17 protein-coding genes and 1 tRNA gene are annotated in these 16053 nt (G+C 40.4%); 1 reads left to right on the top strand and 17 read right to left on the bottom strand.

What is annotated here, in order from left to right:
• Window positions 1–11: 11 nt before the first annotated feature.
• The 9 genes from CGC57_RS05540 to CGC57_RS05500 form a co-directional block, all read right to left on the bottom strand.
• Window positions 12–470 (bottom strand): CopD family protein, encoded by a 459-nt coding sequence (locus tag CGC57_RS05540; protein ID WP_095898304.1) that lies wholly within the window; start codon window positions 468–470, stop codon window positions 12–14.
• A 106-nt stretch (window positions 471–576) separates the two neighbouring features.
• Complete coding sequence (gene pth / locus CGC57_RS05535) at window positions 577–1143, bottom strand: aminoacyl-tRNA hydrolase (RefSeq protein ID WP_095898303.1); 567 nt, start codon at window positions 1141–1143, stop codon at window positions 577–579.
• 11 nt (window positions 1144–1154) lie between these two features.
• The gene (locus CGC57_RS05530; protein WP_095898302.1) at window positions 1155–3284 is read right to left on the bottom strand and encodes a S9 family peptidase; all 2130 of its coding nucleotides are present in this window, start codon (window positions 3282–3284) and stop codon (window positions 1155–1157) included.
• A gap of 21 nt (window positions 3285–3305) precedes the next feature.
• Window positions 3306–3524: a uroporphyrinogen decarboxylase gene (locus CGC57_RS05525; RefSeq protein ID WP_081450860.1), complete on the bottom strand. Its 219-nt coding sequence runs from the start codon at window positions 3522–3524 to the stop codon at window positions 3306–3308.
• A 5-nt stretch (window positions 3525–3529) separates the two neighbouring features.
• Entirely contained in the window at window positions 3530–3715 is a 186-nt protein-coding gene (locus CGC57_RS05520; protein ID WP_002678359.1) for a hypothetical protein, read from the bottom strand.
• 2 nt (window positions 3716–3717) lie between these two features.
• Window positions 3718–4287: an LPS export ABC transporter periplasmic protein LptC gene (gene lptC, locus CGC57_RS05515; RefSeq protein WP_002678398.1), complete on the bottom strand. Its 570-nt coding sequence runs from the start codon at window positions 4285–4287 to the stop codon at window positions 3718–3720.
• 6 nt (window positions 4288–4293) lie between these two features.
• A complete protein-coding gene (locus CGC57_RS05510) occupies window positions 4294–5634 on the bottom strand; it encodes a hypothetical protein (RefSeq protein ID WP_095898301.1) in 1341 nt (446 codons plus the stop codon).
• 12 nt (window positions 5635–5646) lie between these two features.
• Window positions 5647–6921: a BamG family beta-barrel-assembly machinery protein gene (gene bamG / locus CGC57_RS05505; protein ID WP_095899467.1), complete on the bottom strand. Its 1275-nt coding sequence runs from the start codon at window positions 6919–6921 to the stop codon at window positions 5647–5649.
• Window positions 6914–7690, bottom strand: a complete 777-nt coding sequence (locus CGC57_RS05500; RefSeq protein WP_095898300.1) for a type III pantothenate kinase — start codon at window positions 7688–7690, stop codon at window positions 6914–6916. Before CGC57_RS05500 ends, bamG begins: the two co-directional genes overlap by 8 nt.
• 320 nt (window positions 7691–8010) lie before the next feature.
• Between CGC57_RS05500 and CGC57_RS05495 the strand changes: the two genes are divergently transcribed.
• Window positions 8011–8235 carry a hypothetical protein gene (locus tag CGC57_RS05495; protein ID WP_146741537.1) on the top strand — a complete coding sequence of 75 codons (225 nt, stop codon included), beginning with the start codon at window positions 8011–8013 and terminating at the stop codon, window positions 8233–8235.
• Between the two features lie 168 nt (window positions 8236–8403).
• On the opposite strand, the gene CGC57_RS05490 is transcribed toward CGC57_RS05495, so the two are convergent.
• The 8 genes from CGC57_RS05490 to CGC57_RS05455 all read right to left on the bottom strand — a co-directional run bounded on the left by CGC57_RS05490 (window position 8404) and on the right by CGC57_RS05455 (window position 15887).
• Window positions 8404–8477 (bottom strand) — tRNA-Ile (locus CGC57_RS05490).
• 337 nt (window positions 8478–8814) lie between these two features.
• Window positions 8815–9726, bottom strand: coding sequence for an SPFH domain-containing protein (locus CGC57_RS05485; RefSeq protein ID WP_002678543.1), 912 nt, complete (start codon window positions 9724–9726; stop codon window positions 8815–8817).
• A gap of 69 nt (window positions 9727–9795) precedes the next feature.
• A complete protein-coding gene (locus tag CGC57_RS05480) occupies window positions 9796–10458 on the bottom strand; it encodes a carbonic anhydrase (RefSeq protein ID WP_002678508.1) in 663 nt (220 codons plus the stop codon).
• A 92-nt stretch (window positions 10459–10550) separates the two neighbouring features.
• Window positions 10551–12014: an NAD(P)H-hydrate dehydratase gene (locus tag CGC57_RS05475; RefSeq protein WP_095898299.1), complete on the bottom strand. Its 1464-nt coding sequence runs from the start codon at window positions 12012–12014 to the stop codon at window positions 10551–10553.
• A 219-nt stretch (window positions 12015–12233) separates the two neighbouring features.
• Window positions 12234–12938 carry a transporter gene (locus CGC57_RS05470; RefSeq protein WP_095898298.1) on the bottom strand — a complete coding sequence of 235 codons (705 nt, stop codon included), beginning with the start codon at window positions 12936–12938 and terminating at the stop codon, window positions 12234–12236.
• Window positions 12919–14124: a GTPase HflX gene (hflX, locus tag CGC57_RS05465; RefSeq protein ID WP_095898297.1), complete on the bottom strand. Its 1206-nt coding sequence runs from the start codon at window positions 14122–14124 to the stop codon at window positions 12919–12921. The genes CGC57_RS05470 and hflX overlap by 20 nt, the downstream gene beginning before the upstream one ends.
• Before the next feature lie 3 nt (window positions 14125–14127).
• A complete protein-coding gene (locus CGC57_RS05460; RefSeq protein WP_095898296.1) occupies window positions 14128–14532 on the bottom strand; it encodes a DoxX family protein in 405 nt (134 codons plus the stop codon).
• 377 nt (window positions 14533–14909) lie between these two features.
• A complete protein-coding gene (locus CGC57_RS05455) occupies window positions 14910–15887 on the bottom strand; it encodes a hypothetical protein (RefSeq protein WP_095898295.1) in 978 nt (325 codons plus the stop codon).
• Window positions 15888–16053 lie beyond the last annotated feature (166 nt).

Raw genomic sequence — 16053 nt, 5'->3', positions numbered from 1 at the left:
AGAATATTTACTTATTGTAATCCCCCTATTCTTACTAAACTGCCGAGTATTACCATTAGTACCCCAATAAGGGTTACACAGATGATATGCACTGCCATTTCGGGTAACTTGTTGAGCTGACCTTTGCGAAGTTTTGGCAATACCCTTGTTTGTGCCGAAATAGCAAAACATACAGTGGTGAGCAAAAAAGTGAGTTTCAGTGATACCACGCGCTCAATAGGGGTAGCGAATGAGAACCAAGAGCTGAAACCAGCATTGTAGTCGTAAGCCATTAGGATACCCGTGATGATTAACACGGCTAAAGAGGGCATACCGATAGGCTCGTAAGTCTTTTCAAAATTGCCTATATAGCTGAAATCCTTATGCTTGAGGGCTTTTGGCAAATAGCCGATAGCCAATACTAAGTGTCCGCCTACCCAAATGGTGGCAGCAATGAGGTGCAGAACGAGGAGAATGTGATGTGTGTACATAGTTTGTTAGATTTCAGGGGGCAGGTTTCAGGTTTCAGGGATCAGGGGTCAGGGGTTGTGCTTCCTATTTCCTAAATTCAAATTCCTAAATTCAAATTTCTAATTCCTATTTATTATTAAAGGTGTTCATTGTGATATTAAGCCCTGCTAAGCCAAAAGAAATTACGGCTTCAGCGCATTTTTCTAAACGTTCGGGGAGGAGGTTTTGCTCTTCGGGAGTCCACTCGCCAAGTACATAGTCTATTTGCTTGCCTGACTCAAAATTACTGCTAATCCCAAAACGCAAACGCGCGTATTGCTGGGTATTGAGTTGGGCTTGAATATCTTTAAGTCCGTTGTGACCACCATCACTTCCTTTGCCTTTGATGCGGATAGTGCCAAACGGAATATTCAAATCATCGGTAATTACCAAGAGGTTTTCTAATGGAATATTCTCTTTTTCCATCCAATAGCGCACCGCTTTGCCGCTGAGATTCATATAAGTAGAAGGTTTCAGCAATATAAAGGTACGTCCTTTTACTTTTATTTCTGTCAGGTCGCCTAATTTTTGAGTGCTGAAGGTAACATTGTGTGTTTTAGCTAAGGTATCAGCCACCATAAAACCGATATTATGGCGTGTATTTGCATATTCAGCACCTATATTGCCTAAACAGGCGATTAAGTATTTTTTCATAGAACGGATAGTTACAAGTTATTTGTTTTGATGTAATCTATGATTTGTTGAGTGAGGTGAATATGGTCACTGCCTCTCACTCCGTGTCCGTGCATAGGGTAGATGAAAGTATCTATAAATTTATTTTTCTTGATAGCATCGCGGGTGATAGTCATCAGGTGTTGAGGGACAACTACATCGTCTATACTACCGTGAATGAACAACAACGGACGATTGAGGTTATCGAGGTATTTACCTACTCGGCTGTTTTCATAACCTTCGGGGTTTTCTTTTGGGGTATCCATATAGCGTTCGCCATACATTACCTCATAGTATTTCCAATCGGTTACAGCCCCTCCAGCTACAGCAGTGGTAAACACTTCGGGGTGGCGGGTGAGCAGGCTTGAAGCCATAAATCCTCCGAAGCTCCAACCGTGTACAGCTATACGATTTCCATCGACATAGGGCAAGTTCTTGATGTAATCCACCCCTTTGAGTTGGTCTTTTATTTCAGTTTCTCCTAAATGGCGGTGGATAACACTCTCAAAAGCAAATCCTCGGTTTTCACTACCGCGATTGTCCAAAGTAAAGACGATATATTGTTCGTTTTCTACAAATGAATGTAACCACAAATAAGTATCGGCTAACCATTCGTTTTTCACTTGTTGAGCGTGAGGACCTCCATATACATAAATGAGTATAGGGTATTTTTTGTTAGGGTCTAAAGTAGTAGGTTTGTGCAACTTGCCGTAAAGAGGCGTGCCGTCATCAGCTTTTAGAGTAACAAACTCAGTAGTTCCTACAGCTATACCTTCCAATGGATTTTTGGCGGTGAACAAACGTTGTTGGCTGCCTTTATCGGTAGCAATGAGGTCGGTACGTTGAGGGATTGTAATGCTGCTATAGCTGTCTAACAGATAGTTACCGCTATGGCTTAGCTGTACATTATGAGAGCCTGCTTCGCGAGTGAGAGCAGTTATTTTTTTAGGGTTTTTGAGTTCTATTTTGAAGGCGTGTTGCTCACGAGGGTCGGCACCAGTACCTGTGATAAACATATATTTGCCTTGTGCATCGAAACCTAAAATATCTTGCACTACCCATTGGAAATTAGTGATTTGCTTGATGAGTTTGCCATTAGTATTGTAGTGATATACATTGGTAAAACCGTTGCGTTCGCTCAGCCACAAGAATTCATCAGTTTTATTAGGCAAGAAAACGGCAGGTTTTTCGGGTTCAACCCATTTGGCATTGCGTTCTTCAAAAATGGTATTTACTTTTTTACCAGTACGAGCATCATAGCGGTTGAGAGCGAAGTGGTTTTGAGCGCGATTAACTTCGGCTAACAAAATATAACGCTCATCGGGACTCCAAGCTAAGTTTGTGAGGAAGTGTTCATCGGTGGTATCAATATCTAAGTACAGCACCTTTTGGTTTTGGAAGTCGTAAATCCCTACGGCAGCCTGTTCACTGGGTTGTCCTGCCATTGGATATTTTATAGATTTGAGTGTTGCAGGGGTAGTGGTGATATCTACTAAAGGATAATCGGCGACTTTGCTTTCATCTTTTTGATAGAAAGCGACATAGTTGCCTTTAGGAGAGAAGAAAATTCCTTTGTTGATACCAAATTCATTGCGGTGAATTGCTTTTCCGGCTACTATATTGGTATCGGTAAATGAGGTAATCGCTTTTTTATCACTTTCGTTGTTAGCGAAGTACAAATTGTTATTGAGTGTATAAGCCACTACTTTCGCTTGAGGGTCGTATTCAGCATTTTCACTACCCTTAGGAAGAGCAATCGTTGCCAAAACCTGCTTGCCATCACTGTTATAGCGGTAGAAGGTATTTTCGGATTTGGTTACGATTTCATTTTTGTCAATCAGCAAGATATCGCCGTTTAGTTGTTCAGCGTTTATACTTCCTACTTGCTCCCCTTTTGGGTTGAAAATAAGATAGTTTCCGTCTTTAGCATAAAGATAGACATCACTATCTTTGAACCAACGGAGGCTCTCGAGAGTTTCGGGGAATAGATAGCGGTATCCCATTGGATTAGAGGGATCTTGCACGGCATAAAACACCGATTCGGCTACTGAGAGTTTGCGGTTTTGAGCAAGAGCTGAAAGGGAAAAAAAGGTTCCTAAAAGGAAAAGTGTTATTCTTTTCATAAAATAAGATTTGTGATGTAATTATTTTTTCTTGTTTAATTCTCTCCAAATAAAAACAATTTGCACGACTACCAAAAAGGCGTTGGGCAGAATTACGGGAATACTATGGATAAAGTATCCATAAATTACAAAAAGAGCACACCCCACCAAGTTGGTAAGGCGTATGTACAAAAGGTTATCCTTAATAAGGAAGCTGAGCACTATAAAGAGTGAAGCAGCATATCCAATAATATTAACTATAGTCATTATCGTTTGCGGTTTTTAAGTCGGGTATTGCGTCTGAACCAAAACATAGCCAATGCGCCGAGAGTAAAAGCTATGTATATATACCACTGAGTGCGATCGGGGGTATTATATAAGGCATACACTTGGTAGGCACAATAGAAAGCGATAGCCAAATAGGCATATTCAAAAAAGATACGTGCGTTCATAATTATTCATCTTTGTCCTCGATAGCCAAAATACCAGTGGTTTTATGGGCTTTAACGGTAGAGAATTTCTTATCGAAATCCATACCTATACCATTGGTGATGGTGCCTTTGGCTTCATCGGTAAAACTAAATTCTTTATCGGTAAATATCCAATCTTCTTTTTGATCCCAAAAGAGTTGTTCGGTTTTTAGACGTTTGCCGTCGTAGGTAGTAAGTACTACATTGTTGCGCAGTTCTACAATATCGGAAGAGGGGTAGATGATTCCATATTGAGCTTCAACAGTATTTTTATGTCGGGCTTGGTCGTAGAATTCTACTTTCACACCTTCAGGGAACTCAGAATAAGGCATTCGTTGGTTCGTATAATCTTTGTTGAGAGGGCTTGTAACAACGGCTACCACCTTAGTAGAATCGGTATATACGAGTTTGAAGTTATAGGCTTCACCTTGGGGGAATTTTTTTTGGATGCTGAGTTGTTGCAGGTTACGCATATCGTTGTTACACGAAAAAAGCATTGCCATACCTGATAGTACGGCAATACTTTTTACGATATTAAAAAAACTTATTTTCATATAGCATTACAAACGTGGCACTACTACTGATTGTCCTATCCAGCATTTGAGGGTAACGGTTTTCCCTGCTAATCCAGATTCGAACACATCTACTTTAGACGGAGCTAAAGCATCGTAACGAGCTGCTAAACTTTCCAAACCACCTTTGCGAGCAGTTTTGGCAGCTAACCAGTATACAGCTCTTTTTTCAAATGAAGTGCTACCGCATTCGTTAGCTGAACTTGCATAGGCGTGAGCCATAATACGATAAGCATCAGAGTTTGAAGGGTTGTAAGTAAGCGCTTTTTGTGCATAGGCAACGGCACTTGCTTTGCTGTGTTTAGAAGCGATACGGATAAGGAGTTTAGACTTCTTAAAGTTGTCGGTCTCAAGATTTACCGCCTCGTTGTAGTACTGCATAGCTTTAGCAGAGTTACCAGATTTGTCATTCATTACCCCTAAATAGTAAGCAGAGTTTGCTGATGGTTTTACTTGGTGCAATGAAGTTACTATCTTCACGAAAAGAGGGTCTTTAGTACAATCTTTATCGGACATTTTACCAGCGGCACGGCGCAACCATTCTTCGTTAGTTTTGTTAGCCTCATAGTTCTTAGTGTAAAGAGGGATGAGGTTGTTACAATCGGCAAGCTGACCTAATTTAGCATCGATACTTTCGGCAATAGTTTCGTAGTTGTCTACGCGTTTGCGGTTAGCCTCGAGCAATTTTTTGTCTTTCTCACTGATAGTTCCAGCTTCTTCTTGAGCTAAGTACTTGTTGATAACTTCAGAAAGTTCGTTTTTCTCATCTTGGATTTTATCTGAAATGTTATCGTAGGCATCAAACACTTCTTGTAGTTCTTTTTGTCCTTTTTCGTGTAAGGCTACCAATTCAGAGAAATACAAGTATAAGGCTTTTTCGTTTTTGAAATCGTTTTTGCCCTCAGTAAATGCTTTGTGCAAGAGGTCATAGATTTCTTGTTCAGAGCCAGCATTTTCGTCGAACATCAAAAGAGCTTGACGGATGCGCATTTCGGTAGCATTGAAACGTGATGCAAAGTGCTTGTTGTAATCAGTGTACATTTGCAACAATTCTTTTACAAATTGTGTTTTTTCAGCACCATTGCTAGTTCTGATTTTGTCCTGCAAGATGCGTTCGCCATAAGCAAAGGTAGCATAGTGAAGGGTAGGGCATTGAGTATATACTTCTTTCCAAATAGGATACGCTTCTTTGTAGTTTTTCGCTTTAGCGTACTCGCTAAATATCGAAAGTTTCTGAGTGAGCTCAGGAGTATTGCAGTTCTGAGCCTCGGCTTGAGTTGCAAAGAAAAAACCTGCAACCATTGTAGCTAATAAAATTCTTCTTCTCATTCTTGTTTGTTTTTATTGATACTTTGTTCGTTGGAACCACTTGTCGTTTAAAGTGAATCCTATTCTTAGGTTAAACTCATTTTCTTTTATCAAATTGGCTGTGGTAGTACCACGTTTGCCATATTCACCCACGAGGGTAATATTTGAAAAACCTTTTACGGGAAGACTTAGTCCAAAAGACGTGCCAAAATAATTGATGTTTTGTCCGTTGAGTACAATTCCAGTGTTCTCGTAGCGGAAACCTGCTCGGTAGGTAACTCTGTGCCAGTAACTTGAGAACGAATGGTAGTTAGGAATCCAAAAACCTCCTGCTGCGAGTTTGTAGCTATCTTTGTAATTTACATCGGTAGTGGTGAGGAAGGGATTTGAAAATTTACTATTATTAATATAGGTATATTCTAAACCTGCGAACCATTTTTGGTGTTCACCTAAACCTATGCCCACTTCTATTTGTGAAGGCAAGGTAAGTTTGGTATTTTTGAGTCCGGTAGCATCTAAATCAAGAGTTCTGGTTTCGCGAACCGTAAGCTGAGCTCCGCTTCGTGAGGAGGCTACATAGCTGAGGGTAGAGATATTGCGTTGATTCTCAGATGAAAGGGTGCTTTGTGGCGTGTATACTAATGAAGTGTATAGGCGCAAACGGTGTTTTAGCGTTTCCTCGTAATACAAACCGATATTGAAAGCTCCTCCAGAGAGGCGTGATTTGCTGAACTCTTGAGTGTAGAACTCGATGTTGTTCTGCTGATAGAGGTCGGTCATATCAATTGTTCCGAAATGATAGCGGAAAGAAGCACCTAAACTAAGCCCTCCATAGATTTGATAACCAGTTGATAAAAAGAACTGATTCACGTTCCCGCTACCTTCGTACTGATATACGCGGTTGGCTTTGGTGTTTTTGATTTTGTAGCCTACAGAAGAATAAGGCACCAACCCAAATGATACTCCTAATTTTTCGATTATGGGAAAACCGAGTGCAAAATAATTGAAAGAGGAAGATTGGGTGTTGAGTTTTGTGTTATTTGTAACAATATTTTTACGTTGCATTGTAAAGCCAGCGGAAAAAGCGGTAAATTTTAGCTGAGAAAGAGCCGCAGGATTTTGAATATTCACCCGAGTACTATCGGCATAAATACCCAAACCGCCCATTGCACTTTCTTCGGCTATTCCACTAAAATTGCGTTCGCCTACGCCGTAAAACGAATAGGGAGACTCGGTTGTTTTTTGTGAAAAAGCAACGTAAGTAGTTGTAAATAAGGCGATAATAAGAGTGATTAACTTTCTATTCATCATATTGTTTAAACTGTCCATTTATAGAGTGTTGCATTTCTTTTTGGTATTCTAAAATACTATTCAGCCCTTCGAGCAACACAAATGAGCTGGCAAATATCGGTTTTTTTATTCTTTCTTGCAAATATTTTTGATTACCTCCGGTGAGTATTACCGCTAAATCGGCAAATTTTTCATCGTATTGTGATATGACACCTTCTATTTCTCGCACTACATTGTTATAGACCCCTGAAAGCATACAACTCTCGGTAGTATTGCCTATAAACTGTTCGGTATCAAAATCTTGTTGTTCTAAAAGTGGTAGTTTGGAGGTAAATTGATGCATTGCTTTTAGTCGCATAGCAATTCCTGGGGCAATAGCACCGCCGAGGTATTCTTTTCTTTGGGTAACCACATCAAAAGTGATGCAAGTACCTGCGCTGATTACCAGTGTATTGCGATTAGGAAAAAGCCGTATTGCTCCAGCGATTAAAGCCAAACGGTCAACACCTAAGGTTTGAGGAGTAGCATATTTATTTAGAAAAGGCAAAGGCATTGTGCTTGAAGCGAAAACCACGTGGGGAGTATGTTTTTTTAAAAAGCTGAAACGAGTTTCGGCACCTGTTACCACTGAGGCTATAATAACTTCTTGTACCTCATTAAAATCGATTTCTTTCAGCAATTGTTGCTGAAAATCTTCGGTGCTGTAAGTATTAAAGAATACAAGTTCTTGCTTTTTGAAAAGCGCTACTTTTACAGCAGTATTCCCCTGATCGATAATGAGGTTCATAAAAAAGATTTTATTTACTGAAGAAAACTTATATCAAAAAAAGTGCCAATTGGCGAAAAAGCTTTATTTCAAAAGACGTGAGATACTTATTTTAAATCTTTTTAATAAAGGGTTTCATTTAACGTGGTAAAAAAATGTTAAATATTGTTTGCGTTTTGTTAATTATTTTGTACTTTTGCTGCGTGATTTAGAAAAATAACGAAATATAAGAAATTTACTACTCAAGTGTTATCAGAGGATAATAAACTTATAAAGAGGAGTATAACATTTTTAAAAGGATAAATTCAAAAAACATTAACATTTTATTAATTTTTCACACTATGAAGACTTGTCCGCTAACCATTCTTGTTTCACTTGCTATAGTGATGTATTTTTTGTTGGATATATTTTTTTCCTATTCTAAGGAAACTTATTTCAATGAGGATTCTATTTCTGAAAATCTTCCTATTGCCTTTGGTTCAGTTGTAGGGATATTGGTATTAGAGCAGTTGTTTGCTAAAGAGCCTAAGGAGAAAACTCATAAAGAAGGAAGGAAAGTAAACTAACATTTTTAATAGATTTTTTGGGAGTTGCGTCGTTCTTAGAAACAGATATTTAAAGTATAAGTGTTTATGGATTTCAGTGGCTTATGTGTTGAATTGACGTTAAACAATCAATTATTAAATGTTAATTGAAAAAGCCTTGGAAGTGCAATCACTTTCAAGGCTTTTTTGTGGTCCCAGTTGGGCTCGAACCAACGACCCTCTGATTATGAGTCAGATGCTCTAACCGACTGAGCTATGAGACCAGTCCTTTTTTACAAGACGCGGCAAAAGTAGTACTAATATTTGAATTGTGCAAATTTTTTTAGGAAAAATTATAGGTGGGAGTGGTGGTGGGTATAACAAAAAGAAGGTGTCTGAAAAGTTTTATTCATGTGGGCGTTTGCAAAACGCCCGTACATAACATACTTCAAAAATTATTGATAATCAGACTAGTCAACTTTGGCAAAGTGTAGTGATGCAAAAGCGATTTTGAGACTTTTTGGACAGCCTCTGTAGGGGCGCAACTGACATTAAAAAGGAAAAGTCCTTTTCTTTATGAGAAAGGGACTTTTCTATTTATGAAGCATATAATTTTTTTGATTATTCAGATTTTTTCTTCAAACTCTCGGTTATTTGAGCTGAAGCGGTGAAAGAAGTAATCATATTGTTGAGCATTTCAGTACCTGCTTCGGGTGAGTTAGGCAACAAAATGAGGTTGCTTTTAGTTTGCTGACCGACAGCTTGGAGGGTGTCATAATGTTGTGTAACGACAATAAGAGCAGAGGCTTCTTGTGAGCTAACGCCTACTTTTTGGAGAACATCAACGCTTTCTACCAACCCGCGTGCTATTTCACGACGCTGGTCGGCGATACCTTGACCTTGGAGGCGTTTGCTTTCGGCTTCAGCTTTAGCTTTTTCGACGATGAGGATACGTTGTGCATCACCTTCATATTGAGCGGCTACTTTTTCGCGTTCGGCGGCGTTGATGCGGTTCATCGCTGCTTTTACTTGAGCATCGGGGTCGATATCGGTAACCAAAGTTTTGATGATGTCGTAACCATAAGTTTCCATAGACTCTTGAACTTCGCGTTTAACGGCGATAGCGATGTCGTCTTTCTTCACGAATACATCGTCCAACTTCATTTTAGGTACTTCGGCACGAACCACGTCGAACACATAGCTGGTAATCTGATCGTGAGGGTATTCCAGCTTATAGATGGCATCGTATACCTTTTCTTTGATAACGACGAATTGCACCGATACTTTGATTTTCACGAATACATCGTCTAATGTTTTGGTTTCTACAATCACATCCAACTGCTGGATTTTAAGGCTGATGCGTGCCGCTACTTTATCGATAATAGGTATTTTCATTTGTAAACCCGAATGGCGAATGCTTTCAAATTTACCGAAACGCTCTATTGATACGGCGGTTTGTTGGCGCACTGTAAAGAAAGTAGAGAGCAAAAATACTAATGCAAAAAAGATTAGGATGTAAAATAAGTAAGACATAATAAAAAAAATATTTTAGGTTGTTATACGGCACAAAAATATAAATTAATTAGCAAATTAGCAAATTTGTTATTTTTTAATTAGGGTGTACCATTCTTCACCTGTAAGGTCGTAGATTTTTTGGATTTTGTGAAGGAATCCTTCGAAATCGAGATTGAGGTCTATGAGATTACCCGATTTTATATCGAATACCCAACCGTGAACAGCAGGGAATTTGTTTTTTATATAACTTTCTTGCACGACAGCCATTTTGGTTACATTAAGGCATTGTTCTTCGACGTTGAGTTCTACCAAACGGCGGTGACGCTGGTCGATATCGGTAATGGCATCGAGTTCGGCATGATGTAAGCGATATACATCACGGATGGTTCGCAACCAAGGGTTTAGCAAGCCGTAGTCCTTAGCTTGCATAGCGGCTTTCACGCCTCCGCAATCGTAGTGACCACATACGATGATGTGTTTTACCTGCAAGTGTGATACGGCGTATTGAATAACAGCGGTAGAACTCATATCAAGGGTGTTTACCACATTGGCGATATTGCGGTGTACGAATACTTTGCCGGGACCGACACCCATTAGTTCTTCGGTGGCTACACGGCTATCGGAGCAGCCGATGTAGAGATAATCGGGGGTTTGGTCTTCAGCGAGTTTTTCAAAGAAATGAGGGTCGCCTTCTTTGCGGCGTTTTACCCATTCGCGGTTGTTTTCGAATATTTTTTTGTATGTAGGCATAAATTAGGTGACAGGTTATAGGTTATAGGTAATAGGTTGTGGAGGCAAAAGTAAGAATAATTTGTTAATTAGTTGATTTGGCAATGAAAAATTTAGCATAAATCTCTTGCGATGAGGCGTGACATTCCTTGTTTTTTAGCAGCTTCATCACCTCGTAGTCCGTGGAGGTAAACTCCTAAACAAGCGGCTTCTATAGCGCTATAGCCCTGAGCGAGCAAGCTGGTGATCATACCGGTGAGCACATCGCCACTGCCTGCTGTTGCCATTCCAGCATTTCCGGTGCTATTCACCCAATAATGCTCGCCATTGGTAATCATTGTGTGAGCTCCTTTGATAAGGAGGAGTACTTTGTGCTCTTTGGCAAAATCTTTAGCTTTGGCAAGTTTGTGCAGGTCGTCGTCCCATTTGCCTATGAGTCGTTCTAACTCTTTAGGATGAGGAGTGAGGATTGCATTTTTGGGTAACAAAGTTACTTTTTCGGGGTGTTGAGCGAGAATGTTTAGGGCATCGGCATCGAGGACAAAAGGCGTATCGGGGTATTGTTGCAACAGACTGAACAGTGCGTTAGCCGTATCGGGGTGAGTGCCCCAACCTACGCCTACACCTATAGCCGAGGGTGCAAAAGGAATTTCCATAGCCTTGTAATGTTTTGCCTCGTCGCAGGTGAGCACCATTGCCTCGGGCAGGGCAGTTTGTAATATTGTATAGCCACATTCGGGGATAGCCACAGTGAGCAGCCCCACTCCTGTGCGCAATGCAGCTGTACCACTGAGTACTACTGCGCCCATCTTGCCATAACTACCACCTACGAGCAAAGCGTGACCGTAAGTACCTTTGTGTGAGAATTTTGGTCGTTTTCGTTGCAATTGCAGTATATCGGGTTCGAGGTAGTAGTAATCGGGTTGCAGGGTGTTTAAGAAGTGGGTATCTAAACCTATATCAAGCACTTCCCAATGAGGGATATACTTTCCTGTGGAAGGTAGCAAGAAGGGGAGTTTAGGGGTTTGGAAGGTGAGCAGCTGGTGAGGGTGCACCCAAATTTCCTCGGGTGAAGGAATGCGGTCGGTAGGGAGCCCTGAAGGCATATCTACACTTATAATATAGCTATTGGAATCGTTGAGTTGTTGAAAAATTTGCTGTAGCCAAATAGGGGCTGGACGTGAGAGCCCAATGCCAAAAACAGCATCAATTACTACCTTTGCAAAGGAGATTTGAGAGACTTGTTCGGCTTGTATTTCGGTTATGGTAATACCTTGTTCTTCTAAGAGTGTTTTGTTTTGCTGGCAATCGGGGGAGAGGTGGTCGCTAAAGCGCAATAAATAAGTAGTTACGTGCCAACCATCAACAGAGAGCATACGCGCTAAGGCAAGTCCGTCGCCACCATTGTTACCTGTGCCGGCTAATATGGTAAAAGTTTCTTTTTTAGAGCAGTGTTGTTTTATCCAATCAAAAAGTTTTGTAGCAGCGCGTTCCATCAGTTGCCAAGAGGAGATATTTTGGGCAGTGAGGGTTTGGGCATCGGCATCACGTAGTTGTTGAGAGCTAAGGATTTTCATTTTTTAGGTAAGAGGTGTTTTTATTGTCGGTTTTTGTTGAGAGGAAAGACTCTGAAGTATCAGAATTTCTACGATAATTAATATGAGTTGGTTGTAAATAATTATTTTAACAATCAATTAGTTAACTTTGTCAAAGTACTAGGACTTTGACAAAGTTTGCGATGCAAAGGTGATTTTGAGACTTTTTTTGTAATCTCTTGTGGAGAATACTCTTAGATTTTACCTGATTAAAAGTCCAAAACCTGCTTCTATGAAATATAGTGGTTCTTCTTGCCACAATGTACGTCCGCTACTGATGTCTAACTGTAGGGTAGGGGTGAGGAGATAGGCAAAACCTGCATTGATATTATGCTCAGGAGCACGCGAGCCATTATAAGAGGCATAATATTCCACAAAAGTCCAAAACTTATTGTTAGTAGGGACATAATTGATTTGGGCGGTAACATCCAAATTTTCAAATTGTCCAGAACTACTAGCGCCATAAGCTAATGAAAGCACATTGGTGAGGGAACTCTCGAACGCTAAGCAAGCATCGAAAGTATAGGCTTTAGCATCTGTTTTGCTGTATTGTCCATAGCCAATGAGTCCTACAGAGGGGATAAAACGCTGTTCGGATTCGTACAAACGCTGTTTTACGCTGAAGGTAGTACTGCTAAAATCGGGGGTACGGAGGTCGAAATCGCCTTCTAAACGGATTTCGGTGTTAGGGATAAGTCCGTAGCGCAACATTAGATTTGCACTGTTATCTTCTTTGCTGAAAACATATCCGTTTTCTATTTGAAACTGACCTTTAGGTAGTGTGTACACCCCTTCACTTTGGTCGGGGCGATCGGTGTTGATGGTTTCATCGTTTTGAGCAATAGCCAAAGAAGTGCAGCATAAGCACAAAAGGAGTAAAAAAAGGTTATTCTTCAATTTTCTCATATAGGAAATTATTAAAAGGGAAGCGGGTGATGTGTATCTCCTTCACTTTTTCGTACACTACCTTACGGAATTCTTCGAGATTGTTTTTGTTGAGAGCTGAAATAAACAAGACATCACGCCCCATTCGCTGCATCCAAGTTTGTTTCCATTCTTCAAGGGTGAAGTGTTTTTTGGTGCGCTCGGTAGCCAAATCGTCTTCGGCAATTTCTTCGTTTGTATAAGCGTCGATTTTATTGAATACCATAATGGTAGGTTTATCGGCGCTGTGAATTTCGGCTAATATTTGGTTTACCGATTGGATATGTTCCTCAAAATTAGGGTGCGAGATATCTACTACGTGCAAGAGTAAATCGGCTTCGCGCACCTCGTCGAGGGTACTTTTGAACGACTCGATAAGCTGGGTAGGCAGTTTGCGAATGAACCCTACGGTATCGCTGAGCAAGAAAGGCAGGTTCTCAATCACGACCTTGCGCACAGTAGTGTCCAGCGTGGCAAAGAGTTTGTTTTCGGCAAAGACTTCGCTTTTGCTTATCACGTTCATTAGGGTAGATTTGCCCACATTGGTATAACCGATGAGCGCTACACGCACTAATGCCCCGCGGTTGCTGCGCTGGGTTGCCATTTGTTTATCGATGGCGGAAAGTTTCTTTTTGAGCAGGGCAATACGGTCGCGCACAATACGGCGGTCGGTTTCGATTTCGGTTTCACCAGGTCCGCGCATCCCGATACCCCCACGCTGGCGTTCGAGGTGCGTCCATAGCCCTGTAAGGCGTGGCAATAGGTATTCGTACTGAGCGAGTTCCACCTGAGTGCGTGAGTAGCTGGTTTGGGCGCGCTGGGCAAAGATATCCAAAATGAGACCTGTACGGTCTAATATTTTAGCTTTGAGAATGCGCTCGATGTTTTTCTGTTGGGCAGGCGTAAGCTCATCGTCGAAGATAACCGTTCCTACCTCATTTTCCTCAACAAATTGCTGTACTTCTTCCATTTTACCGGTGCCGATGAATGTTTTAGGGTTAGGCACATCAAGCTTTTGGGTGAAGCGTTTGAGCACTTCACCGCCGGCGGTATAGGTAAGAAATTCGAGTTCGTCGAGGTATTCTTTAGATTTTTCTTCTGTTTGTAATTGATTGATAATCCCTACGAGTACAACTTTCTCGTAAGTAAGATTGATTTGTTCTAACATTTGTTAATCCCATTTATTGCGAGTAGAAAGAGCGTATTTGCCCCCTCCGGTAAAGAATAAAGCTAAGGCGCCTAAGAAGAACAAGGCGGGCAATTCGGGAGCCCAGCCACCGTGTTGGGTAAGGGCAGAGAGTTTATCGGAATAGGCTAAGTAGATCGTTGCCAGTCCGTTGAGGAACATCACCAGAGCAGCCAAGCGCGAGCGGAATCCTAAAACGATGAGCAGGGGCGCTACAATTTCGCCAATGAACACGCCATAGGCTATGAAAGTAGGGAGGTTTTTAGCATCTAAAGTACTTTCGATATAACCAAAAGCATCGGGGTGCAATAGTTTGTTGATGCCGTGAGGAATCATTAATAAGCCTACAGTAAGGCGCAAAATGAGTAGTCCTAAATCTCTATTTTTCATAAAATGGAGGTATTTTTAAGTTTATGGGGGCAAAGATAGTAAAAAATTACGAGTTACGAATTACGAATGACGAAGTTGTAGATAAATTATAGCGACGAATTACGAGTTACAAATGACGAAATTGTAGCACGACGGGCAATTAAAAGAGGGTGTTCCAAAAATTCTATATTGAGGGGGCGTTTGCAAAACGCCCCTACATAACATACTCTAAAAGTAATTGATTATCAAGTTTATAGAATATTTCGAAGTTTCTTGCCTGTGCGGCTTGCACCCCATAACCGCCCGTGCGGCTCGCACCTCGCACCTTTGGTAAAGTGTAAAGATTAAAAAAACTGCCCACATTGCTGGGGGCAGTTTTGTATGAGGTTATAAGGGGATTAATATTCGTATTCTTTGGCGCCTTCTAAAGTGCCATTTCTAAATTCCTTTATAGTTTTAGGATAGCCCTCAGGAGTGTATTCATATTCATAACGATAAGTGCTTTTATAAGTGTCAGTCTGTCCATTATGTGAATATGTGTTTATAACCTCCTTAGATGTAATATTATTCTTATTAACATCTGTTTCATCAAAATACTCAGGATAAGCGAAAAAAGGTCTTAAAGAAAAAAGTGTTTTGGCATTGTCGTGTTTAAATGTAGTTACAGTTTTTCCATATTCTCGAGTTTCTTCTTTTTTTACAACATTACCATTAGAAAGGGTATAGATGGTTGTAGAAGTACTTACTGAACTATCTTCTATAACCTCTTGAGCATTGGTGTTATACTCTTTTATATTCACAGTAATGTTTTCATTAGTGTAACTGAAAATTTGTGTTTTATAACGTTTTTTCCCATTATTTAAACTTCCTTTATAGGTAAATTGTTTTAATTTACTATTTTCGTATTTGTACTCTATAGTCCCATTCCCATTAAGTTTCATAGGGTAGGTAATTTCTTTTCGCTCTAAATTACCACTGCTGTCATAGAAGAAAGTTTCTGTGTCGTCGTCTTCATCAAAAGAACCATCTTCTCGGGCTTTTTTGATTTCTTGGATACGCCCTTGAGCATCATACTTTAAATTAATGATTCTGGTTGTTCCAGTTTGTACTCCATTAATGAGTTTTCTCTCAGAGAAAGAGGTTATTTTTCCATCTTCATAGTGATATACAATTTCATAGGTGTGTTTTCCATTTTGCTCAAAGGAAATAATTCGTTCTACTTTCACTGTAGGGGTTTGTGTGGTGCTTGTAACAGTAGTTGAGGTAGTACCACCATTACCATTGTTTCCACCGCCGTTATTGTTGTTGTCATCATCGCTTTTGCTACAAGCGGCTAATGTAGCGATAGCCAAAAGGCTTACTAAAAAATGCTTCATAATGCTATAAGATTTATAATTTTGGGGCAAAGATAGTAAAAAAATACGAATTACGAAGTCGTAGCACGACGGGCAATAAAGTATAGTTACGAATGACGAGTTACGAATGACGAAAAGAGGAGGGGGCAAAAATTCTATATTGAAGGGGCGTTTGCAAAACGCCCCC

Source organism: Capnocytophaga sputigena, from assembly GCF_002302495.1.
Classification (GTDB): domain Bacteria; phylum Bacteroidota; class Bacteroidia; order Flavobacteriales; family Flavobacteriaceae; genus Capnocytophaga; species Capnocytophaga sputigena.
Note: the sequence above shows the minus strand (reverse complement) of the source record. Positions and strands in the feature narration are given on the sequence as shown.